Origin of the sequence: Terrihalobacillus insolitus (genome assembly GCF_028416575.1) — a bacterium.
Classification (GTDB): Bacteria; Bacillota; Bacilli; order Bacillales; family Amphibacillaceae; genus Terrihalobacillus; species Terrihalobacillus insolitus.
In genome coordinates this window covers 68800-95110 of the sequence record NZ_JAMQKB010000007.1, presented here as the reverse complement: position 1 = coordinate 95110, position 26311 = coordinate 68800, and the positions used below count along the sequence as shown (strand labels likewise).

Genomic DNA, 26311 nt, shown 5'->3' with positions numbered 1-26311 from the left:
AGGAGCTTTAGCCCATGAGAAAAATTATACAACTCCGATGGCCCATCGCCATTTTATGGGTCATTGTCGCTGTTTCACTATTATTATTGTCTCCTAACCTTGCAGAACTTGTGCGAGAAAAAGGACAAATTGGTGTTCCAAACGGTTATCCATCAACACAAGCAGAGGAACTGCTTGACCGAATGGAATCGGACAACACAGGTAACACAACAAGTGGTGTGCTTGTATTTCATAACGATGATGGATTAACTGATGTTGAAAAAGAAGAAGTAAATAACGCTATAACGTTATTAAAAAATAATAAGGAAAAATTGGGATTATCGAATATATTAGCATACACGGACGACCCAGCTATTGAGGAACAAACGGTATCTGATGATGGAAAGACGATATTAGTTCCTACCGATATCTCCCTACAAGACCGAACGATTGCAGAATCCAGAGAAGATATTTATGCTGCTCTCGAATCCATTAAAGTAGATCATCTTCTAACAGGAGAAAGCTATATTTCCGAAGATATCATCATAAATTCGGAGGAAGGCTTAAAGAAAACAGAATACATCACGGTCGGATTTATCCTGCTCATTTTGTTTGTCGTTTTTCGATCCTTGATTGCGCCATTTGTTCCACTTTTAACAGTTGGGATCAGCTATCTTGCCGCACAAGGTATTGTTGCTATCTTGGCAGACACAGCGGATTTTCCTTTATCCACCTTCACCCAAATATTTATGGTTGCAATCATGTTTGGAATCGGAACCGATTACTGTATCCTGCTTATTAATCGATTCAAAGAGGAACTATCCAACCATGAAACAACAAAAGATGCCGTTTTAGCAACCTATAAATCAGGCGGAAAAACGGTCTTTTTTGCTGGGTTAGCGGTTTTGATTGGTTTTTCGACAATAGGATTGTCCACCTTTTCCTTGTACCAGTCAGCCGTAGCTGTTGCCGTTGGCGTCGCTGTTGTATTACTTGCACTTGTTACACTTGTACCTTTTTTCTTAGTTATTTTAGGAAAAAAGTTATTTTGGCCATTTGACAAAAATGTTGCCCATAGTGAAAGTAAGTTATGGGGCTCTGTCGGATCATTCGCTTTAACACGGCCACTTATTGCACTTGCGATTATAGCAGCAGTTGTATTGCCTAGTATTCTTTCTTATGATGGCAATAAGTCTTATAATTCATTGGAAGAAATCGGGGATGAATACGGGTCTGTAGAAGCATTTAATTGGATTTCAAATAGCTTTGGCCCTGGACAAACGATGCCCGCCACTGTTGTGTTTGATACGAGGGAAAAAATAGACTCCGTACAAGAGTTTGAAGCAATTGAAGCAATCTCGCAAAAACTTGCTCGTTTGGATGGTGTCGAACAAGTGAGAAGTGCGACACGCCCAGCTGGTGAAATATTGGAAGATTTTACGGTGACGAGCCAAACCAATCAGCTTGGAGAAGGTATTAGTGAAAGCACTGATGGAATAGATGAGATCCAAACTGGTTTAGCAGATGCTTCCGAACAATTGAACGCATCGCAGCCTCAATTGAAAGAGGCTGAAAATGGTGTGGATCAATTATTAACTGGTACACAACAAGCGAATAACGGGATAGGCGAAATGAAGACCGCCCTATCTGATATCCAAACTGGCATTGCCTCAAGCTCTAGTGGTGCAGGGCAGATTAAAGACAACCTTGAAACTATTCAAACGAAACTTCAAGAAACCATTAATGCTAATAATGAGCTCCTTGCAGGTTATCAAGGAGTAGAAAGTGGGTTAAAACCTTTGTTAAGTGGCTATCAGTTTATGCCACAGTTATTGTCTAGTGCTTTAGACAACTTAGAAGCTGCAGAGGATAATAATGCAGAGCTAGAACAAGATGAGGATTTTCAGGAGGCAAAAGCTCAAGTTTCAGCTGCAATAAATGGAAGCGAGGGCCAACCTGGTTTAAATGGATTGAATCAAAGTTTGGAAACACAAGTACTCCCAGGTCTCACAAAAGCGAATCAAGGCTTTCAACAGACAATTGATGGACAGGAACAGCTTGCCCAAGGGTTAGATGAACTCATTGCCGCCATTACCAAACTGGAAAACGGACTGAATCAAGCTGCAAATGGGCAACAACAAGTTGTGAACAGTATCCCTAGTTTGCAAGCTGGGCTTAATCAGTTATATGGTGGGCAGGAAGAACTTAAAACTGCCTTTAGTGACATGCAGAAACAACTGTCTCAGTTATCTAGTGGATTGACAGACAGTTCCGATGGCTTAAAACAAATTTCGACAGGGCTTTCTCAGGTAGAAGATTACCTCGGAGAATTCTCTAGTGAAGGCGAACTTACTTCTGTAAACATTCCACAAAAAGCACTAGAAAATGAAGCATTTCAGGAAGGAATCCAGCCTTATTTATCTGATGATGAGACCATTACAACATTCGATGTCGTATTAAGCTACAACCCGTACTCGACCGAGGCTGTTAACACGATTGATACGATTTCTGAAACGTTGACAGATGCACTTGACGACACACCATTTGATGACAGTAATTTTGCCATTGGCGGAATCAGCAGTACAAACAATGATCTGCAAAACATTTCAGATGCAGACTACACTCGTACTGTCTTCCTCATGCTAGGCGGTATATTCGTCATCTTGATTTTGTTGCTAAGATCGATCACGATGCCGATCTATTTAATTGGATCACTCGTATTGACCTATTTCACTTCAATGGGGATTGCAGAATTTATATTTGTGAATCTCTTAGGATACGATGGACTAAGCTGGGCCGTACCTTTCTTTGCTTTTGTTATTCTTGTAGCGTTGGGAATCGACTATAGCATTTTCTTGATGGACCGATTTAACGAGTATAATAAAATGGACATAAAGGAAGCACTGCTTAGCGCAATGAGAAACATGGGTACTGTTATTATTTCAGCAGCGATTATACTTGGTGGAACTTTTGCAGCAATGCTCCCATCAGGCGTGCTATCTTTACTAGAAATTGCAACAGTTGTCCTAACGGGGCTGTTCCTCTATGCGCTTATAATGCTACCACTATTTATTCCTGTAATGGTACGCATATTCGGAAAAGCCAATTGGTGGCCATTTAGTAGAAAAACAAAATAAAATGCATATCATAAAAACGAGCTTGGAATCCAAGCTCGTTTTTTTGTGTTATTTGCTCAAGCCATTGGTGATCCTCGTAATGTGTAATTTGCTCAGGTTAATGGTTATCTTCATAATGTGTTACTTGCTCAGGTTATGGTATATGATACACACCTGTAGAACATGATGTTGCACAATACTTAAGTTAATTCACGTAAAAAAGAATGGTTATTCATGAGGATCCCCTTATTTCTGACTTTCTTTTATAATTCTTATTACAGTTTCCTTTGCTTTGTTACTCTCATAGCTTTCCATCGCTTTTAGGATCGTGCCTTTTTCCTGTTTTAGTAGTAGTAATTCCTTTACAATCCGATCATCCTTCATATCCTCTTCTTCAAGTACACGGGCATATCCTTGTTTTTTAAAGGACTCTGCATTCACGATCTGATCTCCTCGACTCGCCTGACGTGACAAAGGAATGAGCAGCATTGGTTTTTTTAAAGCTAAAAATTCGAATATAGCATTGGAACCAGCTCTGGAAAGAACAAAATCAGTCGCAGCAAACAGGTGGTTCAGCTCGTCATTCACGTATTCAAACTGGGTATAGTCTTTCCTCGTAATCGATTCGTCTACATGTTTTTTACCGCAAATATGAATAATCTGATATGTATTCAACAATGTATCTAGATGATCTCTAATTGCTTCATTTAGTTTATGGGACCCTCCACTTCCACCCATTACAAGTAATACCGGTTTTTCTCCTGTCAATCCAGCAAACCTTAAACCTTTTGCTTTGTTACCTTGGAATAGCTGTTCACGGACAACTGCACCAACCCATTCAGCCTTTTTCTCAGGTAAATAGTGCATCGTTTCAGGAAAGGTTGCAAGCACCTTTTGTGCAAATGGAACCGCTAATATATTTGCAAGTCCTGGCGTATAATCGGATTCATGAATAACTGCTGGCACACGCCTCATCCATGATGCAATGAGCACTGGAACAGAAACAAAACCTCCTTTTGAAAAAATGACACTTGGCTTTCTTTTTCCAAGAATACGGTAGGCTTGAAGCACTCCTTTTGCTACTTTAAACGGATCTTTTATATTTTCTTTAGACAAGTATCTACGAAGTTTTCCAGTAGAGATTGGGTGATAGGTGACACCGTCTAGCTGCTCAATCAATTCCCGTTCGATTCCATTTTTAGAACCTATATAGTCTACTTTCCATCCATCTTTTCGAAACTCTGGAATGAGAGCTAAGTTCACGATGACGTGCCCAGCTGATCCCCCTCCAGTAAACAAAATGCGTTGTACTCTCATATTTATCGAACGTCCTTTCAAAAATCCCCATCTATATTAGTATGTAAAACTGTGATATAATCCTCTTTATATGCGTGTTCAAAAGGTCGACAAATCAGAAGCAAGCAGGTCGAGGCGGCGCAGTTTTGAGTATCGAAGCGTATGCTTTTAATACGTGAGAAACGGAAAAACAAGCCAACGAAGAGATGCGCCGCTTATCATTTGGTGACTTTTTGAACATCCTCTTTATGCTAGCTTAAATGATCGCAAAAAGGAAGATGTATACATGTACGAGACAAAGACAATAAAAGAAAAACTAAAACTATTTGCGGTCATCCTCATACCCATTCTAATCACACAATTAAGCATGTATGCTATGAATTTTTTTGACACGGTTATGTCAGGGAATGCTGGGACAGAGCAATTAGCAGGTGTTGCGATTGGTTCTAGTCTATGGGTTCCGATCTTTACAGGAATTAACGGTGTTTTACTTGCACTATCTCCTATTGTAGCGCAAATGGTTGGTGCAAAAAAAGAAAAAGAAATTCCCGAAACGGTTCGACAAGGGCTCCTCCTTTCGATAGCAATCGCTGTTGTTGTTGCCATTGTTGGTTTTTTTCTTCTAGATCCGATCTTGATAAGGATGGATTTAGAACAAGAAGTAAGACATGTGGCAAAGTATTATCTTATTGCCCTTGGGGTCGGCATTGTTCCGTTATTTGTATTTAACTTACTCCGCAGTTTTATGGACGCCCTTGGTCAAACTAGAATATCCATGTTCATTATATTAATAGCATTACCACTTAACATTTTATTTAATTATATATTCATTTTCGGGAAATTTGGTCTACCTGCTTTGGGTGGAATTGGTGCAGGGTTAGCTTCTGCTTTAACCTATTGGATTTCAAGTGGAATAGCGATTTGGATCGTTGTAAAAATTAGACCATTTTCTATCTATTCCATTTTCAAAGACTGGAAGCGTCCATCACTTTCTTACTGGTGGGAACAGCTTAGGATTGGGGTTCCAATGGGGTTTGCTATTTTCTTTGAAACCAGCATATTTGCGGCTGTAACATTAATGATGAGCGTGTATGATACAAATACGATTGCCGCACACCAGGCTGCCATTAATTTTGCCTCATTTTTATATATGATTCCACTTAGCATTGCAATGGCATTGACGATCGTTGTTGGTTTTGAGGTTGGGTCTAAGCGATATCGCCATGCACAGATTTACACGTATATGGGGATAACTATGGGAGTGGTCATTGCATTTTTGTGTGGTTTCATTCTCTATACCTTTGATGAAACCGTGGCTAGATTGTACACGAACAATCCTGAAGTCGTAAAACTCACAACTCAGTTCATTTTTTACGCCATCTTTTTTCAATTTGCCGATGCGATCGGTGCTCCTCTCCAGGGTGCACTTCGTGGATACAAGGACGTGAATATCACATTAATCATGGCACTCGTTTCCTACTGGATTATCGGACTTCCGAGTGGGTGGATTTTTGCTAACTATACGGACTTTGGACCATTTGGTTATTGGATGGGAATCATTTTCGGTTTAAGCGCTGGCGCCATTACCTTGTTCTTTCGATTGCTAGCATTGCAAAAGTATTATTTACGATTATGAGAAGTTGAGAAGTAAAACAAACAGCATGAAACGCTGTTTGTTTGAAAAAAAGTTTGATCAAAATGGATTCATTATTTGTAAAGTAGTATACAATTTTTCACAAAAGAGTTTGATCATTTTTTATCGTTTATCTTCAACAACCGAGATTATTTAACATTTATGAATCGCCGAAAATTCAACTTTATCCTGCTAATCTATGATAAAAACAATAGACTGGCTTCGCATGAGGGGTTTGGTTGCACTGTCGATCTACCGTTAGTCTTCGTTGGGAGACTTCCCAGGGAGGGAGGTGCTTGCAAATGGACATTGTTAGTGCGCTAACGCTCATGATATCCTTCGGGATGTTAGTAGCGTTTATCGTTTCTGATAAAAACCATAAAAAATAATCCCTCATGCACTTTAGCAGGTAAGTGAGGATTATTTCTCGAGCTACCCACCCCTCTTGACGGGGTTCGGTCTATTACGACCGTTCCATGTATCAGCATGGGCGATCTTTATTATTGTATGCACTTATCATCTTTCTATGTTAATTATACCACGAAATCAACGTTTGTACACATTTTTATCATTGTTATTTCAATGTTCATTTAAATCCATTTGCTTAACAAGAAAGCTTCTTATTTATGAAAAGCGCCCCTTTCTTCAATGTTAACTGGAATTCTTCACCTCACGCTGTTGATTCAATCATTTAAGTTGGATCAACAGCATGTCCACATACAGTCTGTACAAACAACCTCGTAAAATAATCCATTTTTAAAAGCGTGGACAACAACCCTCACTAAATGTTGAAAAATGACTATACATAGTATTGTAGCTAAATAACAGAAAGGAGGGGACACGTTGGCAGAAGGAGATTTAAAGGAAAGCTTAAACAAAATCTCAAATAGCTTAATTTCCATGCACGTTTCAAATTTATTTAACAAATATAATATTTCAAGGGAAAATAACAAACTAAGAGAATTATCTAACACTGAAAAAAGTCAAATTAAAGACGCTGTTAATGATTTAAGGAAGCAATCTGAAGCTTTTCTTGCTGATCCACAAAACCAAAACAACAACGGGGTGTCATCTGCACCACAAGATTTGCTTCAAAAGCTTCAACAAAAAACAAATAAGAATGCGAATCAATAATATTTTGAAGGAGGAAGATAAAATGGTTTCTCATCAGAATAACTCAAAAACTGTTAATCAATTATCAAACCAAATTTCTACTATTGATCAAAATTCAAGAGAGGCAATTTATGTCTTGAACTCAAATGAAGTGGAGGTAAATACGACAGATACGCAAGTTGCTGTATCGTTACAAGCAGCACTACAGGTTGCCATTGCAATTGTTGTCAACATTTCTATTGCTGACAGCTCCCGAGCCAAACAAGTTACGGAAGAATTGTTAGCATACTCACAAGTTGACCAGTCTAATAGACAATTAGTTGTAGTAGATGGTTCGGAAAATGTTACTGTAACTACGACAGACACGGATGTTGCAGCCTCCATCCAGGTTCTGTTACAAATTCTAATTGCACTTGTCGGACAATTAGATATCCTGTAAGATCTAGAGACCGCAACGTTAAAAAGACGAACACTTAACCAGGAATTAGTCATTCCGAGCAGACCCTCTTTCAAGGGTCTGCTTTATTTTATGTCAAACACTAAAAAAATGTCCCAAGTAACTTAAATTAACTTAGGACACCTTTAACTTTAGACAAAAGTCTCTTCATTTTTATTGTTAAAAAAATGTCTCATTGCATAAAAGACATCCGCTTTTTTTCGTAAAACAAAATAATTCAACCGATCATGCTCAATTTTCCGAAACACTTGCATTAAAGTAGAGTGACGGTTGTATTGGTTCACCTCTCCGTAGCCGAACATACTTGAAAACTCAAGCAATTCATTAATCAGTGTAGAGCAGCGATTGTTATCGGATGTTAGGTTATCTCCGTCAGAAAAATGAAAAGGATAAATATTATAACGTTCAGGAGAATATTTTTTATCAATTAATTCTAAAGCCATTCGATATGCCGATGAGCAAATGGTGCCTCCACTTTCTCCTTTTGAGAAAAAGGATTCTTCATCCACTACTTTTGCTTCGGTATGGTGCGCAATAAACTCGATGTCTACGGTTTCGTATTTGGAACGTAAAAACCGTGTCATCCAGAAGAAAAAACTTCGTGCCATATATTTTTCCCATAAACCCATACTTCCGCTTGTGTCCATCATCGCTAAAACGACCGCTTTAGATTCAGGTTTATCGATTTCGTCCCATGTTTTGTAACGCAAATCATCTGGATAGATTGGATTAAATGTCGCTTCCCCTTTTATTGCATTTCGTTTAAACGCCTCTAACATTGTGCGTTTTTTATCGATGTTACCTGTCAACCCAGTTTTTCTGATATCACGAAATTCAATATCTGTCGTAACAATGTTGTCTTTTTCTTTTTCCTCTAAATTAGGCAGTTCTAACTGTTCAAAAAAAGTTTCTTCTAATTCCTCAAAAGAAACTTCTGCTTCATAGTAATCTTGACCTGGTTGATCTCCCGCCCCTTCTCCTTTTCCAGGAGCTTTTTGTTTGGATCCATCTTTTGCAACAACGTCTCCGACTTGGCTGTCACCGTCACCTTGGCCAACATGCTTATTTTTATCTTGACTGTAACGAATTTTGTACTCATCTAGGGATCGGATCGGGATTCTTACTACATCCTTCCCCCTGGACATGATGATATTTTCTTCTGTAATTAAATCAGGTAGCCTTTTCTTTAAAACGTCCTGTACTTTGTCTTGATGCCGCTTTTGATCATCGTGCCCTTTTCTATGGAGGGACCAATCTTCTTCAGAAATCACAAAACTCTTTCTATCAGTCACATAATCCCCTCCTGCTTTTTATTCTATTCTATGCATGGGGATGTACTTTGATTAAACATTTTGAAAGATTCAATTAGTTGGACAGGTTGGTTTCATTAAGAAAAGGGCAGCAAAACTCCGCTGACCCTTTCTTTATCCTTCATCAAAATTCATTTGAATAAATTTTTCTGTTTTCGGGTTAACCAAAACATAAAGACTTGTTTTTTATTCGCTAATCCCATTTTAAAATTATACTGTACCCTTCCGTCCTTCCAATTCTTTTTTTCCTTCTACCTGTAAATGTTGATTTCTTTTATAAATTCCTGTTCCAGTGAACAAAATACCTAAAAGAACAAAAATACCGTACAAAAATGCCATATTCATTCCACCGATAGCTTCTCCAACAATAATACCCAAGGCACCAAACATTTTTCCGATTTGAAAAACAATCCCATTAAATGCCATGTATGCACCACGTCTTGAATCATCAACAATCTCCGCTAGAATGGATTGCCTCGTCGGAACATACATGAGTTCACCGATGGAAAAAATAAGTACCCCTAGGAATAGGAAACTAAAATTGTTCGAAAAAGCTAGGACAGCATAGCCAAGTCCGAACAGAACAAATCCTATATACATGATCGTCTGCTCCGACTTTCCTTTAATTAACCTTGAAGCAATGGCCGTAAATAAAACAATCATTAACGTATTTTCTACTGTTAGAAAACTCAACAATCGAACGCCATCAATTGTTATACTTAGATCTCCTAGGAAAGAAAAGGTTCTTGGAATGATTTCTTCCTCAAGTCTTACCGCTACGAAATTATTGCGCTGAAACTCAAGGGATAATATCGCAATCCCGCCAAATGTAAATAAGACGAACGGTAAATCTGTAATAACCGTTTGATAGCTTTTCAGTAATGGAATGATTCCATATTCTTTTTTCTCAACATTTTGTTTGATCTGATAGGTTTCTTGGATCAGTACTGCTGTCATCCATAATGTAACGACGCTCATCAAAACTAACCCGATTAATAACTCGAAGAAATGCGTTTTAAAGAACCATCCCCCAATAATTAACCCGAGCATCATCGACATATTTACTGCCCAATAGTTAACAGAATACATAAATGCTCTCGTTTCTTTTGTGCTTACATCAATCAACATCGCCTCGGCCGCAGGGTTGATGAATCCTGAAGCAACACTTATGACTAGCATCATACTAAATGTAGCTATTGCAGAGGTGAACATCGGGGAGTTGACCAGAAGCATCCCAATAAATGCAAGTAGTTTCATTGTTTCCCCTACTACCATTAACCGTTTCCTACCAAGTAAATCTGCTAAAAATCCGCCATACATCCCTGCCAGGAATTGGACAACTACATTTATTAACAAGAGAATGCCTGCTGCTGTTGCATTGATTTTCTCTGTAAAATAAATTGCCATGAACGGGAAAATCATCGACCCAATAATTCTACTTAAAAATGATGTATATATTCTTATTCTAATATTTTGATGCAACTGCTTAAACATTAATGTATCCCCCCATTCACCGTCTTACAACTATATCCAATTCCCGAACCAATTTCAACTAGAAAAACCCCACTGAAACTATTTCAGTGGGGTTTTTGGTGCAGTTTTATTAACCTTCTAACAATAAATCATATGGGTCTTCAAGCAATTGCTTGATACGTACTAAGAATTGAACTGCTTCTTTACCATCCACAATTCGGTGGTCATAGGACATTGCAATATACATCATCGGACGAATTTCAATAGAATCATCCGGCATTGCTACTGGACGTTTTTGGATCGAGTGCATACCCAATATACCAACCTGTGGTGTGTTTAGGATTGGTGTGGATAACAATGAGCCAAAGATTCCACCATTTGTAATCGTAAAAGAACCACCTTGCAGATCTGCCAATTGTAATTCTTTGTCACGTGCTTTTTTACCTAAACTGCTTATTTCCCTTTCTACTCCAGCAAAATCTAATCGGTCTGCATCACGAACAACTGGAACAACGAGTCCATCATCTGTTGATACTGCGATACCGATGTCATAGAACTTTTTCAGCACAATTTCGTTGTCTTGAATCTCTGCATTAATTAGCGGGAATTCTTTAAGCGCTGCTACAACAGCTTTTGTAAAGAATGACATAAAACCAAGCTTAACGCCATGTTTTTCTACAAACTTATCCTTGCGCTCCCCGCGAAGCTTCATCACTGCAGTCATGTCTACTTCGTTAAACGTCGTAAGCATCGCTGCCTTATGTTGTGCTTCGACAAGACGATTTGCAATTGTTTGACGGCGACGAGACATTTTCACTCGTTCGACAGGCTTATCAAATTCCGATTTTTCCGAGGAACCAGTCTCTTTTTTGTCAGCTTTTTTCGGTGTTTCTGTTTTTGGTTGGCCTCCACCCTTAGCTGTTGCTTCTACATCCTCTGGGCGAATTCGGCCTAGTGGATCACGAGGATACACTTCATTTAAATTAATTCCAAGTTCACGGGCACGTTTACGAGCAGCAGGAGACGCGACTATTTCATTCGTATCAACTTGTTTTTCGTCCACTTGTTCAGCAGCCTTAGGTTCAGTTGGTTCAGCAGCCTTAGGTTCAGTTGGTTCAGCAGGCTTTGAATCAGCTGGTTTCGCAGTTTCCGCAGTTGATTCTTCCTTCTTCTTTGCTGGAGCTTCTGTCGTTGAGCTAGCATCAGTACCACCAGCTTCTCCGTTTTCATCAACCTTTGCGATAATGTCACCAACCTCAACATCATCGCCTTCTTCTTTCACAAGCTCAGATATTACCCCTGCATAGTCAGAGTTTACCTCAACGTTTACTTTGTCTGTTTCCAGTTCTAGGATAGGATCACCTTTTTCGACCTTGTCCCCTTTTTTTACTAACCATTCAGCAATGGTACCTTCTGTAATGGATTCAGCTAATTCTGGAACTTTAATTTCCTTCACGAGAATCTCCTCCTTTAGACGGCGTTAAGACTTCATTCACAATACGTTGCTGTTCCGTTTTATGCACGATCGGTTCTCCCACTGCAGGTGATGAACGATCTGGTCTACCAGTATAATGTAGTTCTATATTGGTTCCTTCAACCAAATGGTATAGTGGTTCTTTCACAAAGTTCCAGCTACCCATATTTCTAGGTTCTTCTTGTACCCAAATAATTTCTTCCACATTCGGGCATCCTTTTAACACTTTTGCAATTTCTTTTTCAGGGAAAGGATAAATTTGTTCCAAACGAATAATGTTCAGCCAGTCAAATGTAACTTCAGATTTATCCATTGCCTCTTCTATATCAACCATTATTTTTCCGCTACCGATCACAATTCTTTTTGCTTTTTTACTCGTCTTAGGTAAACCCGGTTGAGTTCTAATGGTTTGAAACTTGCCTTCCGAAAATTCAGTTGCGTCTGATGCAACACGTTGATTCCGCAGTAGACTTTTTGGTGTCATGACAATAAGTGGGCGTGATTCTTCTCTGTCTGTCAATGCTGCCTGACGACGTAATAAGTGAAAATATTGAGCAGCTGACGTAACATTAGCAACAATCCAGTTGTTTTCAGCAGCAAGTGTAAGAAATCGTTCAAGCCTTGCACTAGAGTGTTCTGGCCCTTGCCCCTCATAACCATGTGGAAGAAGCATCACCATATTTGATTTTTCGCCCCATTTTGCTCGGCCAGCAGCAATAAATTGATCAAAAATTACCTGAGCAGAATTGGCGAAGTCACCAAATTGCGCTTCCCAAAGAACAAGTGCTTTCGGTGCTTCAATACTATATCCATACTCAAAGCCTAACACACCTGCTTCAGATAAAGGACTATTATGAATTGCAAACGATGCATTTGCCTGTTCCAGTCCATGCATCGGGCAATACTTTTCCCCTGTTTCTACATCATGAAGAACAATGTGACGATGTGCAAACGTACCGCGTTCGCTATCCTGACCTGTAAAACGTATCGGAATCCCGTCTTGAAGAATAGAAGCAAATGCCAATGCTTCTGCAGTTGCCCAATCTGCCTTGTTGCCATCATCGAGCGCTTTACCACGTTTTTGCAAAATCTTTTCTAGCTTTTTAAAACCATTAAAGCCTTCTGGTCGATTTAATAAGCCTTGATTTAATGCCCTTAAGGAATCCAGTGGAACAGCTGTTTCAATATTACTTAAACCGTTCAATAACGCCTTAGGAGCTGGCGCTGGTTCCTGTTCATCAGTTTGATTTTCAACCATCGTATTATAGATGTCACGCAGTTTTTGTTCGACATCTTTTTTCATATTCGAAAAATCTGCTTCCTCAATAGTACCTTCTGCTTGCAAACGCTTTGCATACACAGTTGCGGCAGTATCATGTTTATCAATTTCTTTGTACAAATGTGGCTGGGTAGCACGCGGCTCATCCATTTCGTTGTGACCATACCTGCGATAACCTACAAGATCGATAAGAAAATCCTTATGAAACTTTTGACGATATTCATAGGCTAGAACCATTGCTGACATGCAAGCCTCAGGATCATCTGCGTTCACGTGAATGATTGGAATTTCAAATCCTTTCGCCAAATCACTTGCATACCTAGTGGATCGTCCTTCGTCTTGATTTGTTGTGAAACCAATTAAGTTATTCGCTATTATATGAAGGGTCCCACCAGTACGGTAGCCATTTAAATCACTCAAGTTTAACGTTTCCGCGACTATACCCTCACCGATAAATGCTGCATCACCATGAATGAGTATACTAAATGCTCTATCCTGATGCTGTTCTGGATAACCAGGATTTGAACGATCATCTTGAGCGGCTCTTGTAAACCCTTCTACAACTGGATTCACGAACTCAAGGTGGGAAGGATTATGTGCAAGCGTAATCGTTGTGGGGGAAATCTCATTTTCCCCTAAGCTAGCACTTGCTCCAAAATGATACTTTACATCTCCTGTCCATCCATACGTAATACTCTTGGAACCTGGAGATGGAATTAATTCCTTATCCGAAGATGGGTGAAATTCCGAAAAAATCTTGTCAATAGGCTTACCTAATACATGCGCCAATACACTTAATCGGCCACGGTGAGCCATTCCCATTAAAATTTGTTCTGTCTTATCTTTAAAGGAGTTTTGGACTGCTTTATCTAACATTGGAATCATCATTTCCAATCCTTCGATCGAAAATCGCTTTTGACCAACAAAGGTCTTAGCTAAAAAATTCTCAAACCCCTCTACTTCCACAATTCGTGACAATAATTTTATCTTTTGCTCCACGTCTAGGTTTACTGCAAACGAACCCGAGTCAATTTTCTCATGAAGCCATTGCCGTTCATCATCATGATTCACATGATCGTATTCAAATGAAATTGTTCCAGAATAGTTTTGCTTTAAAAGATTTACGACGTCAAGTGCATTTTTAACTTTATTAGGAGGATCCTCCCAAACTAATGGAGCAGGGATCGCTTCTAAATCTTTATCCGTCAATCCATATGTTTTGGCATCTGTAAGATTTGAATTTCTGAACTTATCCCGACCTACAGGATAAATATCGGCCTCTAAATGCCCATAACGACGAATAGCCTCAACAAGTTTCAAAGCTGAGGTAAGTTTTTTCATATCGTTTTGATTTGCATTTTGTGCATCAGATTGTCCAGATCCCTCTGTTCTTGTTTGATTCAGCCATACTGGAGCACCGTGTTGATCGAATATCTCCTTTAATGATGGATCAACAGCATTGGTATCCTCCTTATACGTTTCATACTGCTCTTCTATATAACCCATGTTTGGACCATGAAAATTTCCCCAGAATCTTTCACTAGATTCTTTCTGTGCCACGTCTGATACCCCCATTAGAAGTTCACATTGTCAGTTGACCATCTACAATCTAAAACACCTATAGATCATTATAGAACTGACCGTTTTCTACATCAACTAATATACCCTATTTTGATAAGGGAAACAATCATTTACCTACTCCAAATTGAAAACGTTTTGAACTCATTGAAAAATCACTGTTACTTTATACGAAAGCTAGCCGTTCAAGTCCTATTTTCATTCATCATAAGCCATGGGATCTTTATGGTATCGATATCCATACAAAAGCCTTGGCCAATAAAGCCAAGGCTTTTTTCTATCGATTTAACAAACTTCCAACATATCGGAGTAATTCGTTTGCTGAACTCGACGTATATCCGTATTCGTCTACCAACGTTGCAATTACTTCATTCATTTTTTTCAACTGTTGTTCATCTGGCGTTTTTGTTGAAGTCGTAATTTTCACTATGTCTTTTAGGTCTGCAAAAAGTTTTTTTTGTATTGCTTCTCTTAGGCGTTCATGGGACTGGTAATCAAATTTCTTTCCTTTACGGGCATATGCGGAAATGCGAATTAATATTTCTTCGCGAAAAGCTTTTTTCGCATTTTCAGAAATTCCGATTTGTTCTTCTATCGAACGCATTAGCTTTTCGTCTGGCAGCATTTCATCACCAGTTAACGGGTCGTGAAGCTTTGTTTTGTTACAGAATGCCTCAACATTATCTAAATAATTGTCCATTAATGTTTTTGCGGATTCCTCGTATGAGTAAACAAATGCTTTCTGAACTTCTTTTTTAGCTAATTCGTCATATTCTTTTCTCGCAACAGAAATGAAATTCAAGTATTGTTCCTTATCCTCTTTTGTAATAGACGGGTGACTATCTAACCCATCTTTTAGGGAGCGCAGCACATCAAGAGCATTAATTGAAGTCATTTCCTTTTTGATGATCGTGGAAGAAATTCTGTTAATTACGTAACGGGGATCAATTCCGCTCATTCCTTCATCACTATACTCATTTTTCAATTCTTGTAAATCAGCGTCACTAAAACCTTCTACATTCTGACCATCATACAAATACATTTTCTTTAATAAACTAATGTTGGCGCGGTTGGATTCCTTGAGACGGGTTAAAATGGTGAACATTGCGGCAACTTTTAGAGTATGGGGGGCAATATGCACATCTTTGATATCACTTTCTCGAATCATTTTTTCATATATTCGTTCTTCTTGGCTAATACGTAAGTTATATGGAACGGGCATTACGATCATTCGCGAGTGTAGTGCTTCGTTCTTTTTGTTGGAAATAAAGGACTTGTATTCCGCTTCGTTTGTGTGAGCAATAATGAGTTCATCTGCAGATATTAGTGCAAATCTACCAGCTTTGAAATTTCCTTCTTGTGTGAGCGACAATAAGTGCCATAGAAACTTTTCATCACATTTCAACATTTCCTGAAATTCCATGATACCGCGATTCGCCTTGTTCAATTCTCCGTCGAATCGATAGGCACGAGGATCTGATTCTGATCCATATTCCGCTATTGTTGAAAAATCAATCGAACCTGTCAAATCTGCAATATCTTGTGACTTAGGATCGGAAGGACTAAATGTTCCAATCCCTGTTCGTTTGTCCTCGGAAAAAAATATCCGCTCCACTTCAACATCTTCAATTCTTCCACCGTATTCTTTCTCTAGGCGCATGCGGTTTAATGGGGACAAATTTCCTTCAATTCGGATACCGAAATCCTCTTCAAAGTCTGTACGCAAATGTTCAGGAATTAAGTGTAGTGGATCTTCATGCATTGGGCAGCCTTTTATAGCATAAACAGCACCCTCATCCGTGTACGTGTATTTTTCAAGACCTTTTTTCAGCAAAGTTACAAGTGTAGATTTCCCACCGCTGACAGGACCCATTAAAAGTAAAATTCTCTTTTTAACATCAAGTCTTCTAGCAGCTGGGTGAAAGTATTCCTCAACTAACCTTTCTAGCGCCTCTTCCAGTCCATAAAGCTCATGGTCAAAAAACTTGTAGTTCTTTCCTGTTTCATCTTCTTCAATGCCACCATGTTTAATCATGTTATAAACTCTAGAATGGGCGGACTGCGCCAAATAAGGACGTTCTTTTAATAGTTCCAAATAATCAGCTAAGGTACCCTCCCATTGTAGCTTTTCCTGTTCTTGACGAAAGCCTTGAACCTTCTGCAAAATATCCATCAGAACGACCTCCTGTGGTGAAATTAGAAAAAAGGGAATTAATACACTGTATGCCCTTTAGTGGTCGATGATGAATAACGTCTAAACGATATTGTCTTTTTGAAAATTAATGTGAATGTTAATGTAGGGTTGATATTCTTAAGATGAGAGGTAAAACGTGGAGTTGAAGAATAAACTAGGTATATGGATTTGTGAAATTTAAGAGGTTTATTATTCTAATCCATATACCCTTTTCAAACGAAAAATATCCTTTTCATTATTCCAAACTTTATGAGCAAGCAGTTCAATATTGTTCTCAAGCCTGTCCAGCTTTCCATTCATTTCACGTTGACCTTCTTCTAAGTTCTCAATTCTGCTTTCTAAGTTTTCAATTCTGTTCTCTATTTTTCCAATTCTGTTTTCTAAACTCCCAACAATATCTTTTACTTCTAACATTACAGTTAACAATTTATCAAAACGTTCATCTGTCACTTTTCTTTCCCCCTTTTCTTTTTATTATACCATGATAGAACTTAGAGTAAATTATTTTTGGCAATTTAATTATTTGATCAGATTTATTTCACATGAGAAGAAAAATTGGGTATAATAAAAAATAAAATAAGGCTTGGTACATAAAGGAGGGCACTCCCATGAAGTTAGCATTATTGTTAGGTGTTACAATCGTATTTCTCACCTCTATTTTCACTTCTGGATACGAAGTGAAACCAGGAAAACCAAAAAAGAAATAATTCTAAAACGTCAGCCGTAAGCAGCTGACGTTTTTATTTTTGTGTCTATCATCCCCATCTCCTCCGTATCGTTTCCAACCGCAGTACAAAAAGAGATCTCCATTATAAGGTTTCACTAAAAAGAACAAAAATGATTAAAAACAAAAAAGTACAGAAAACAAAGGAAAATTGAGAAAACAACCGTTTTTGTTCTATAAATAGAACAATACGGCTATAATTTAGGGTTTTTAAATTATATTTGTTCGTTATATAATCTGATTGTTAGTTCTTTAATAAGAACGGAATGTTTCGAATAACGAATAAGGAGGCTCAAAGATGAGAAGAAGCCGCCTATCCAGATTTAAAAAGAAGAAAAGGCTGAAAAGGCTACTAATCTTACAGATGATTGCCGTTTACTCCTTGGGGATCCTATTTATTATTCAAGTTACTTCCCCAACGAATGCGAACTTCAATGACATCGAGAGACTTTCCTTCCCGTTAACAGCATCCAACGGTTTTTACCCAGAGGGAGGATGGGATAAAAGTTCCCTTTCATTTATTCAGCAAGGTGTCAAATGCGAAGAAAATTCCATTTACGCTGTGATTCAAAACGGTGACGACTCCAGAGCAATGAAAGGTCCAGTTCCATATGAATTGTATTGGATAGAAAAAAGCAATCCAAAAAACGGTGAGATAGTTGCAGAGGGCTCCGTACCTGCGCTTGGTTCGGGCAAGGAATTCACCATTACTTACTTACCGGAGAAACTAGGAAATTACATGTTTAAAGCGTACCAGCGCCCAGAGCATCCTGGACAAGGAGAACTTTGGAGCGAACAAATCCAGTTTGACGGAAAAAGTTGTATAAAAGTACAAGAAAAGACACCAGCACTTCAACCACTTGAGACCGAAGAACCAACAAATACCACCGTAGAATCGAATCCAGAATCAGTTAACCAGTTAAATAAGAGTGATAACACATCAAAACAAAGTACACCACAAATCGAGTCAGAGAATACAACCCAAGATCCTGCAAAACAAACTGAAGATACAGACACAACGCAAGCGAAACAAACCGACCAACGTACACCACAAACCAACGAGCCAACAAATCAGGTCACCGAACAGTCACAATCAGAAGATAGTCAAGAAACAAATCAAAATTCAGACCAAACGAAAAGCAGTGACACAAACAATCAAGCAGAACAGCAAACACAGTCTGAACAAGGTGGTGACAGTTTCAATGAAAGCGACACTTAAGCATATGAGTAATCTTTTAACAGGCTTGTTATTCGCACTTCTTATAGTAATGGCATTTATCGTGATTTCAACGAAAGCTTCTAGTGGAGAACCAAGCTTTTTCGGTTATCAATTAAAGACCGTCATGTCTGGGTCAATGGCACCAACGTTTCAAACTGGTTCAGTCATTGCTGTAAATCTAACAGGTGAAACCACAAAATTTAAAAAAGGTGATGTTATCACATTTATGCAATCAAACAATCAATTAGTCACTCACCGAATTTATGAAGTTCGTGGCAGCGGGAAACAAATGCAATACATCACAAAAGGCGACAACAACGAAAACCCTGACTTCAATCCTGTTCTCTCGCAAAATGTTGTCGCAAAGTATAGTGGCTTTACGATTCCATATCTCGGTTATTTTATCGAATTTATAAAATCGCCAAAAGGTACTGCCCTCGTTTTATTCATTCCTGGTGTGCTCCTCTTACTCTATTCAGGATTCTCAATATGGAGCGCATTGAAAGTGCTTGATGCAAAAGCCAACAGACACTCTGCGGGGGCTAATGAACAAATCGAGCAAAAATGATAAAAGTTTGACATTCCTTATGGAAACATAAGGGTTCAAAAATATATAACATACCCAAAAGGGTGCAAAGCTAAAGGGAGGAATACGTAATGAGTATTAAAAAGAAGTTGGGTCTTGGGGTTGCATCAGCAGCTTTAGGGTTATCACTTGTGGGGGGAGGAACTTGGGCAGCGTTCAACGATGTCGAAACCTTAGATAACAGTTTCGCTGCTGGAACTTTGGATCTTGGATTAAGTGCAGGTAACACGGAACTTTTGAATTTTGATCTCAGCAATTTAAAACCAGGAGATCAAATGTTACGCTCATTCAAACTTTCAAACGATGGTTCATTGGCAATCAAGGAAGTATGGATGGATGTTGCACAATCTAACTTTCTCAATGGCACAAACGAATTCGTTGACGAGCATGGTCAAACAGATAACGATGCATTAGCATTCCTTGACCAATTCAAAGTGGAAATCTTGAGAACGGGTGTTGAAGGCGGCAACCTTGGTGCTCCATTTGATATTATTAATAGTGGTGATAATGTAACATTAAGAGACTTGGTTGAAGGTACTAACCTTCCAAGCGGTGGTGAATTTGAAACAGGTGCAAATGGTAATGTTACCAGAATTAACCTTGCACCTACAAATACACAATCACCTGATTACAACGGACTTCCAGCAGACCCAAGAGACTATGAAGTTGTGGAAATTAAAATTTCTATGATCGATGATCAAACAAGGATCACGGATACAGAATCACCTGCTTATAATGAATTTACACAAAACAAATATCAAGGCGACTCCATTGATCTTAACTTAGAATTTGAAGCAACTCAATGGGAAGGTTTGAATACGGAGCAAACTCAAAATAACGGCTATCTTGAAGTTAACGAAGAAGCAAATTCAAACTAATATTAAAAGGCGGGGATAGCCCGCCTTTTTTTAACATATGAGGTGATCCTTGTGAATAGGAATTTTATTTCCTTTTATTGCGTTATCATGTTAATACTGATTGTCTTTTTACCAGTTGGATCCATAGGAGCAGAAGGAAATACTCCTGAAATTGACCTTATCACTTCTCCATCTAACGTTGTATTAGATGTTCGTAATATGAAACCAGGTGATGTCACCTCTCGAATAATTACGATCAAAAATGGTGGAAATGTTGATTTCAATTATATGACAAAAGCGGAGTATACTAATGGTTCAAAGAAATTATATGATGAGCTATTGTTACAGGTCACGGATAATAAAGGTATACTTTATGATGGTTCGTTAAGTGGATTCACAGGGCTGGATGCTAGGGAACTCTTCCAATCGAGCGAAGAGCAATTGACATTTAATGTCGAGTTTCCGTTTGAATCAGGCAATGAATTTCAAGGTCTTGCAACGCAATTCCAACTTATTTTCCGTGTTGATACTGCCCCTGAAAGCGGAGGGGGTATAACACCAGATGGGAGTACGCCTACTGAGGATGCATCAGGCTTTGGTTCTGTGTTACCAAAGACCGGCGAAATCAATCCAATGATTTTTTACATGACTGGTTTGGTGATTGCCGTAACGGGAGCAGTGCTGTATCGTGAGCGAAATGCACTTTCACTCTGGCTGTTTAACAGGAGAAAGGGGCTATGAGAATTATCGCAGTCACTCTGGTTCTTTTGGGATTAACAACAATGATGTACCCGTTCTTGAACCGCGCGTATAGTTCTTTCCAGGAAATGAAATTGCTAGAACAATGGCAACTGATCTCCTTAAGTCAAGATGCACTGGAAGAAGAGACTGTTAAAACGCGTTCTCTTGGCTTAGAACAAATTCCCGCGGATCAGGAAAGGAAGTTCGTGAGCGCAGATTCTAAGGAATTTGCTACTAACGATGAACTAATAGGTACATTGTCTATTACTAAAATTGATTTGGAAATTCCTATTTTAAACGGTGCCAACCTTGACAATTTAAAAGTTGCTGCCGGTAGACTAGAAGGAACCCAACCGCTTGATGTCGCTACTGGAAACACAGGGATTGCCGCCCATCGTAGCTACACATATGGTAAACAATTTAATCGCTTAAATGAATTGGAAGCAGGCGATAAAATTGTTATTAACACGCAGAAACGCACGTATACATTCACTGTTTATGATACATTTATCGTCGAACCAACCGATGTCTCCGTATTAAAAAGAAAGGAAAAGGAACGGACGATCACACTGATCACGTGCGAACCGATGAAAAACCCTACCAAACGATTGATTGTTCAAGCAAGATTATAAAATGAGCCTCCCTTTATGTAAAAGGAGGCTTTCGCATTTTTTTAGAGGATGTTCAAAAAGTGACCAAATGATAAGCGGCGACTTTTTAAACACGCACTTTTATGGATTTTTTTGCGAGAAGGGGCTGTTACTTTTTTTAATTCGCCATCTATTAAATTCTAAAAATTCGCGGAATTGTTCTTTGCTTACGCCTGAATTCATAGCTTCACGAACAAGATTTTCCCATTCAGGATCCAGGTTGTTCGTTTCCACAGTATCTTGATCAATAAGAAGCGCTTCAATAGGTATATCTAAAACAGAAGCGACCTTTTCAAGAAATTGTATGGAGGGATTTGATTGGATATTGCGTTCAATAGAGCTGAGGTAAGATTTTGCCACACTAGCTCGTTCGGCAAGTTCGGATAATGATAGCCCCTTTTCTAAACGGTGTATTTTCACTCTTTCACCAATCACACGACATCCCTCATTTTTGTTATTTATACACGGCTACAACACCAGGAATATTTGCTTGCAATCCCTAACAATGCGATTGTCTCACCTTTACTTTTATTATACAAGGTTATGATCGTTCTGTAAAATGAACAGATACGGAAAAGGCAAAGCAAGTAGAAGTGACACGGTCAAAATAGTTACTTCTACTTGCTAGACTCTTGATTGGACGTTGATGCTTGCTGAAGATAGCTGTGGATTTCTTCAGGTGTCAATCCGATTTTTTTTGCAGTTAAGATTAAACCCACCCATTCCTTGTCAATTCTTTCCCCCGTTTCAATAACCATGCTTCTCCCCCTGCAAAATTTTGTTTCCAGGAAATCCAGCCGCCGTAGCCAGCACTTACCGCCGTAGACCTGTGATTTTGCGTCCCTGCTTTTCAGCGAGGTTTGCCTTTATCTGAAGGGTACTATATGGTTTCCTAAAAATAAGTATTATGCACTAGTACGTTTGGCTTATTTATCATACTACTAATTATGTGCATAGTCTGTCGTAATTTGTTCAAGTACCCACCTTTTTATCAACAAAATTCTATTCTATATCATTCAAGTTTACTTATAGTGCGTGTTCAAAATGTCGATTCATTAGAAGGTCAACTTAAGAACGCAACGTCCCTGTGTCAAACCCCTGATCAGCCTGTCGGGGGCAAGCAGATGCGTAGCAACGTTACTTGCGGAGTCAAATTCACTTCAAACATAGAAATCCTTGCTGCCTCAATGCTTCATATACAATAATAGCTGCTGTATTGGACAAATTTAAAGATCGTACATTGTCCGCCATGTGAATCCTTAAACATTTTTCTTCCTTTCCAATTAACAATTCTTTCGGTATGCCGTTTGTTTCCCGACCAAAAACAAAGAAGAGATCCATTAAATGATTGCTATAGTCATAATCCGTATAATACTTTGTACCAAAATTTTCTATATAATAAAAATCGCCATCAGGATATTGTGCATACACTTCTTCTAGGGAATCGTGGTACTGAACATTTACGTCCTGCCAGTAATCAAGTCCTGCTCGACGCAGCATTTTATCCTCTGTAGAAAAACCAAGTGGTCGAATTAAATGAAGCACACTATTTGTTGCCAAACAGGTGCGGGCAATATTCCCTGTATTAGCAGGGATTTCTGGTTGGTATAGTACAACGTGTATAGCCACTCTTTTCACCTCATATATGTAGTAACTTTGCTATTATAGCATATCTTATATTAGCGCAAACAAATCTCGATTTGTTTGCATTTTGCAAAAAGTGTCATTTCATTTGATATAGGATACTTTATTAACCTATCCGAAAAAATTTGTATAGTGTGTCCTCTGTGTATGCGGGTGAATCTTCATATGACCAATAACGATGCCTGCTATTCGTTGTGTGTGCATTAACTAGCGGCATTTCAGACTTATCCTTGGCAACAACGATCGTACTGTGATCAAATCGGCCATCTCCTTCAAAGTCATAGCAAATGACATCACCTGGTTGTAGTGTTTTAGGATCTTCTACCTCTTTACCTTTTAATCCTTGATTGGATCCACTCAAATACCACCGCAAAGAATGTGCCACTGCCCAACTATAGCTCCAATTTTCCTGCTGATACCACCATCCAGTTGATCGACTTGGTGCTCCTCTCATCGGAGCACCACCTGCATATAAGCATTGCGAAATATAATTAGTACAATCTACATCAAATTGCTTGTAATTAGGATTATAGCTATTCCACCAACGTTCTGCATACTGAACAGCTGCCCGTCGATCGTATTCAAATCGAGACTCAAAGCTCGCCTCTCTGTCAATAGGCTCTATAACTGGTACGTCGTCCACTTGTTCTTCGATTGGGAACACGTTATCTTCAATGAACTTCCCTTTATAAAACAGTGCTTCGTGTGTTCGTTCTTCTTGTTCATGATAATAATGATCGCCTTGTTTCACTAGAAAAGTAACACCTAGTTGATATTGGATTTTTGTTTCATGAACACCTACCTTCATTTTCCGAAACACGTCACCACTGCCCATTATTTTGGGCACGCGGTTCCCCCTTGTTTCATGAAGCTTTTTTTTATGTAAAATCCATGTGTCTGAACTGGAATCACGACTTTCTTCTAATAATCGCTGCCAATAGTACCCAATCTGATTGGACAAATCCATTTTTCTTCACCCCTTTCCTATAAATATATGAGATGAAGTCGGTAAAATGAAAAAAAGAATGGTTACCTAGCCTAATTGTTGATCGATATACTGTAATCAGATGGATATCGCTTTTAGGCGTGTACGACCTTCTTCAAGCATAGAAAATGCCCTTAGTGATTAACCTTTCACTAGGGCATTTTCTAATTTGAGCAAGTATTCTTTTTTATTCAACCCACCATTGTAGCCTACCAATGAACCATTGCTACCAATCACACGGTGACACGGCACAATTATAGCAATGGGGTTTTTGTTAATGGCTCCCCCTACTGCACGGACCGCTTTTGGCGATTGGATCTTATGTGCAACATCTTTATAGGACTGCGTTTCTCCATAAGGAATATGTGAAAAGAGAACATTCCACACTCTTTGTTGAAACGGGGTTCCATATAGATCAAAAGGAATTGAAAATGTTTTCCTTTGTTGATCAAAATACTCCCTTAATTGTGTATTAATAGGTTCTAGTCTTTCAGGATCCTGCTTAAACTCACCAAAAAGAAAATACCTCTTTTTCCATGGGATTAATGCGGATGACAAATCTCTCAAACTACCAAAATCTAACCGACAAAGACCTTCATCCGTTCTAATCATTGTCATTGTTCCTACAGGCGTTTCCAACTCATCATAATATAGAAAGGAACGTTTCGTCATAAACTACTCCTTTTTTCTTTTTTCCTATTTTTCTAGAAACAATTAGACAAAAAAAGATTTCAGACTATAATTTCTGCGCATTTGTCATATTAAGTCAATTTGGCAGTGATCTTTTTCATCGATATGGAGATCATTATTGTACTTTGATTGGTAACTCTAATTGCTGTCGGTTGAAGAGTTATAATAGTTGAGCCCTTTTTCCATCTCCAAAAGCACGTCTTCGTTATTTTCTCTCTTCTTGGCAGTCTGAACAGCCTTCACTGCAGCATTTGTTCCAATTTTCCCAAGTGCCCATGCTGCTGTACCACGAATAACAGGACGTGGATCATCATTCATCACATCGATCAAATCACCGACTGCACTCTCATCCTTATAATGTGCCAGTGCAATAATCGCATTGCGTTGAATCGGCTTTTTGCCACGCCATGAACCTGAGATATCCCCAAATTTTCCTTTGAATTCTCGGTTCGACATTTTTAATAAAGGCTTTAACTTTGGCTTCACCACCTCTGGATCAGGCTCCATCTCAGGATGTAAGTGGAAGTTCATATTACGGTTTTTCGGACATACGAGCTGGCACGTATCACAACCATATAATCGATTACCAATTTTTGATCGATATTGATCAGGTAGAAACCCTTTCGTTTGTGTTAAAAATGCGATACATTTTTGGGCATTCAGCTGCCCTCCTTGTACAAGTGCTCCTGTCGGACAGGCATCTATACATTTCGTACAATCTCCACAGCTATCTTCCACGGGTGAATCAGGAGGGAACGGAATATTGGTGATCATTTCTCCAAGGTAGACATAGGATCCAAATTCAGGTGTGATGATTGCACAGTTTTTTCCGCTGAAACCGATGCCTGCTCGCTCGGCAACAGCACGATCCGACAATTCCCCTGTATCGACCATGGACTTGTAGTGAAAGGCATATACCCTATCCCCAATAAAAGTAGCTAATTGCTCGAGCTTTTCCCTTAAAATGTGATGATAGTCTTTTCCCCATGAAGCTCTACAAAAAAGACCCCTTCGATCTGTTTTCGTACTTTTCGGTGCATCCTTCAGCCTTGACGGATAAGCAAGCGCAATCGAAATAATCGATTGGGCTTCTGGCAGCATTTTAGCTGGATTTGTGCGTTCTTCTAAACTTCCTTTTTCAAATCCAGATTTATAAGAAAGCTCCTCTTGTCGCTTTAACCTTGCTTTTAGTTCAGAGAATACATCAACAGACGCAAATCCTATTTTGTCTATTCCAATCTGTTTTCCATAGTCGATGATTTCTTGTTTAAGCTGCTCTACTTCCATTTTGCGCCTCCTTTCTCTGTTCAGAA

Annotated in this window: 22 protein-coding genes and 1 riboswitch; of the genes, 9 read left to right on the top strand and 13 right to left on the bottom strand. The window is 38.9% G+C overall.

The features are described 5' to 3' along the window. Positions 1-14 precede the first annotated feature (14 nt). Positions 15-3116: an MMPL family transporter gene (locus tag NC797_RS08940; RefSeq protein WP_272436436.1), complete on the top strand. Its 3102-nt coding sequence runs from the start codon at positions 15-17 to the stop codon at positions 3114-3116. Positions 3117-3341: 225 nt separating this feature from the next. Here NC797_RS08940 and NC797_RS08935 read toward each other — a convergent pair whose 3' ends face one another. Continuing rightward, the gene (locus NC797_RS08935) at positions 3342-4412 is read right to left on the bottom strand and encodes an undecaprenyldiphospho-muramoylpentapeptide beta-N-acetylglucosaminyltransferase (protein ID WP_272436435.1); all 1071 of its coding nucleotides are present in this window, start codon (positions 4410-4412) and stop codon (positions 3342-3344) included. Between the two features lie 265 nt (positions 4413-4677). Here NC797_RS08935 and NC797_RS08930 point away from each other — a divergent pair, with 265 nt between their 5' ends. The 3 genes from NC797_RS08930 (at position 4678) to NC797_RS08920 (ending at position 7576) form a co-directional block, all read left to right on the top strand. Next, a complete protein-coding gene (locus NC797_RS08930) occupies positions 4678-6027 on the top strand; it encodes an MATE family efflux transporter (RefSeq protein ID WP_272436434.1) in 1350 nt (449 codons plus the stop codon). An 840-nt stretch (positions 6028-6867) separates the two neighbouring features. Then, positions 6868-7158, top strand: coding sequence for a hypothetical protein (locus NC797_RS08925; protein WP_272436433.1), 291 nt, complete (start codon positions 6868-6870; stop codon positions 7156-7158). A gap of 22 nt (positions 7159-7180) precedes the next feature. Next, positions 7181-7576 carry a spore coat protein gene (locus NC797_RS08920; protein WP_272436432.1) on the top strand — a complete coding sequence of 132 codons (396 nt, stop codon included), beginning with the start codon at positions 7181-7183 and terminating at the stop codon, positions 7574-7576. Between the two features lie 149 nt (positions 7577-7725). Here NC797_RS08920 and yhbH read toward each other — a convergent pair whose 3' ends face one another. The 6 genes from yhbH to NC797_RS08890 all read right to left on the bottom strand — a co-directional run bounded on the left by yhbH (position 7726) and on the right by NC797_RS08890 (position 17352). Then, positions 7726-8886, bottom strand: coding sequence for a sporulation protein YhbH (gene yhbH, locus NC797_RS08915; protein ID WP_272436431.1), 1161 nt, complete (start codon positions 8884-8886; stop codon positions 7726-7728). Positions 8887-9114: 228 nt separating this feature from the next. Beyond that, positions 9115-10398: an MDR family MFS transporter gene (locus NC797_RS08910; protein ID WP_272436430.1), complete on the bottom strand. Its 1284-nt coding sequence runs from the start codon at positions 10396-10398 to the stop codon at positions 9115-9117. Between the two features lie 109 nt (positions 10399-10507). Next, positions 10508-11833: a 2-oxoglutarate dehydrogenase complex dihydrolipoyllysine-residue succinyltransferase gene (gene odhB / locus NC797_RS08905; RefSeq protein WP_272436429.1), complete on the bottom strand. Its 1326-nt coding sequence runs from the start codon at positions 11831-11833 to the stop codon at positions 10508-10510. Beyond that, complete coding sequence (locus NC797_RS08900) at positions 11820-14705, bottom strand: 2-oxoglutarate dehydrogenase E1 component (protein WP_417168696.1); 2886 nt, start codon at positions 14703-14705, stop codon at positions 11820-11822. The genes odhB and NC797_RS08900 overlap by 14 nt, the downstream gene beginning before the upstream one ends. Before the next feature lie 280 nt (positions 14706-14985). Beyond that, the gene (locus NC797_RS08895; protein WP_272436427.1) at positions 14986-16881 is read right to left on the bottom strand and encodes a PrkA family serine protein kinase; all 1896 of its coding nucleotides are present in this window, start codon (positions 16879-16881) and stop codon (positions 14986-14988) included. A gap of 210 nt (positions 16882-17091) precedes the next feature. Then, on the bottom strand, positions 17092-17352 hold the full coding sequence (locus tag NC797_RS08890) for a hypothetical protein (RefSeq protein WP_272436426.1): 261 nt from the start codon (positions 17350-17352) through the stop codon (positions 17092-17094). 572 nt (positions 17353-17924) lie between these two features. Here NC797_RS08890 and tapA point away from each other — a divergent pair. From tapA to NC797_RS08865, 5 genes are all read left to right on the top strand, one after another. Next, a complete protein-coding gene (gene tapA / locus NC797_RS08885; RefSeq protein ID WP_272436425.1) occupies positions 17925-18845 on the top strand; it encodes an amyloid fiber anchoring/assembly protein TapA in 921 nt (306 codons plus the stop codon). Further along, positions 18829-19413 (top strand): signal peptidase I SipW, encoded by a 585-nt coding sequence (sipW, locus tag NC797_RS08880; protein ID WP_272436424.1) that lies wholly within the window; start codon positions 18829-18831, stop codon positions 19411-19413. The genes tapA and sipW overlap by 17 nt, the downstream gene beginning before the upstream one ends. An 89-nt stretch (positions 19414-19502) precedes the next feature. Then, positions 19503-20309 (top strand): TasA family protein, encoded by an 807-nt coding sequence (locus tag NC797_RS08875; RefSeq protein ID WP_272436423.1) that lies wholly within the window; start codon positions 19503-19505, stop codon positions 20307-20309. A gap of 51 nt (positions 20310-20360) precedes the next feature. Further along, positions 20361-21029, top strand: coding sequence for an LPXTG cell wall anchor domain-containing protein (locus NC797_RS08870; protein ID WP_272436422.1), 669 nt, complete (start codon positions 20361-20363; stop codon positions 21027-21029). Next, positions 21026-21661, top strand: a complete 636-nt coding sequence (locus NC797_RS08865; protein WP_272436421.1) for a class D sortase — start codon at positions 21026-21028, stop codon at positions 21659-21661. The genes NC797_RS08870 and NC797_RS08865 overlap by 4 nt, the downstream gene beginning before the upstream one ends. A gap of 99 nt (positions 21662-21760) precedes the next feature. Here the strand turns inward: NC797_RS08865 and NC797_RS08860 are convergent, their stop codons facing one another. The 6 genes from NC797_RS08860 to queG form a co-directional block, all read right to left on the bottom strand. Further along, positions 21761-22114, bottom strand: coding sequence for a helix-turn-helix domain-containing protein (locus NC797_RS08860; protein ID WP_272436420.1), 354 nt, complete (start codon positions 22112-22114; stop codon positions 21761-21763). Between the two features lie 182 nt (positions 22115-22296). After that, positions 22297-22437 carry an anti-repressor SinI family protein gene (locus tag NC797_RS08855; protein WP_272436419.1) on the bottom strand — a complete coding sequence of 47 codons (141 nt, stop codon included), beginning with the start codon at positions 22435-22437 and terminating at the stop codon, positions 22297-22299. A gap of 26 nt (positions 22438-22463) precedes the next feature. Next, a riboswitch (cyclic di-GMP riboswitch) is annotated at positions 22464-22554 on the bottom strand. Between the two features lie 280 nt (positions 22555-22834). Beyond that, a complete protein-coding gene (gene trmL, locus NC797_RS08850; RefSeq protein ID WP_272436418.1) occupies positions 22835-23308 on the bottom strand; it encodes a tRNA (uridine(34)/cytosine(34)/5-carboxymethylaminomethyluridine(34)-2'-O)-methyltransferase TrmL in 474 nt (157 codons plus the stop codon). Positions 23309-23429: 121 nt separating this feature from the next. After that, positions 23430-24290 (bottom strand): amidase domain-containing protein, encoded by an 861-nt coding sequence (locus tag NC797_RS08845; RefSeq protein ID WP_272436417.1) that lies wholly within the window; start codon positions 24288-24290, stop codon positions 23430-23432. A 159-nt stretch (positions 24291-24449) separates the two neighbouring features. Then, complete coding sequence (locus NC797_RS08840; RefSeq protein WP_272436416.1) at positions 24450-24980, bottom strand: methylated-DNA--[protein]-cysteine S-methyltransferase; 531 nt, start codon at positions 24978-24980, stop codon at positions 24450-24452. A 156-nt stretch (positions 24981-25136) separates the two neighbouring features. Further along, on the bottom strand, positions 25137-26285 hold the full coding sequence (gene queG / locus NC797_RS08835) for a tRNA epoxyqueuosine(34) reductase QueG (protein WP_272436415.1): 1149 nt from the start codon (positions 26283-26285) through the stop codon (positions 25137-25139). Positions 26286-26311: the final 26 nt, after the last annotated feature.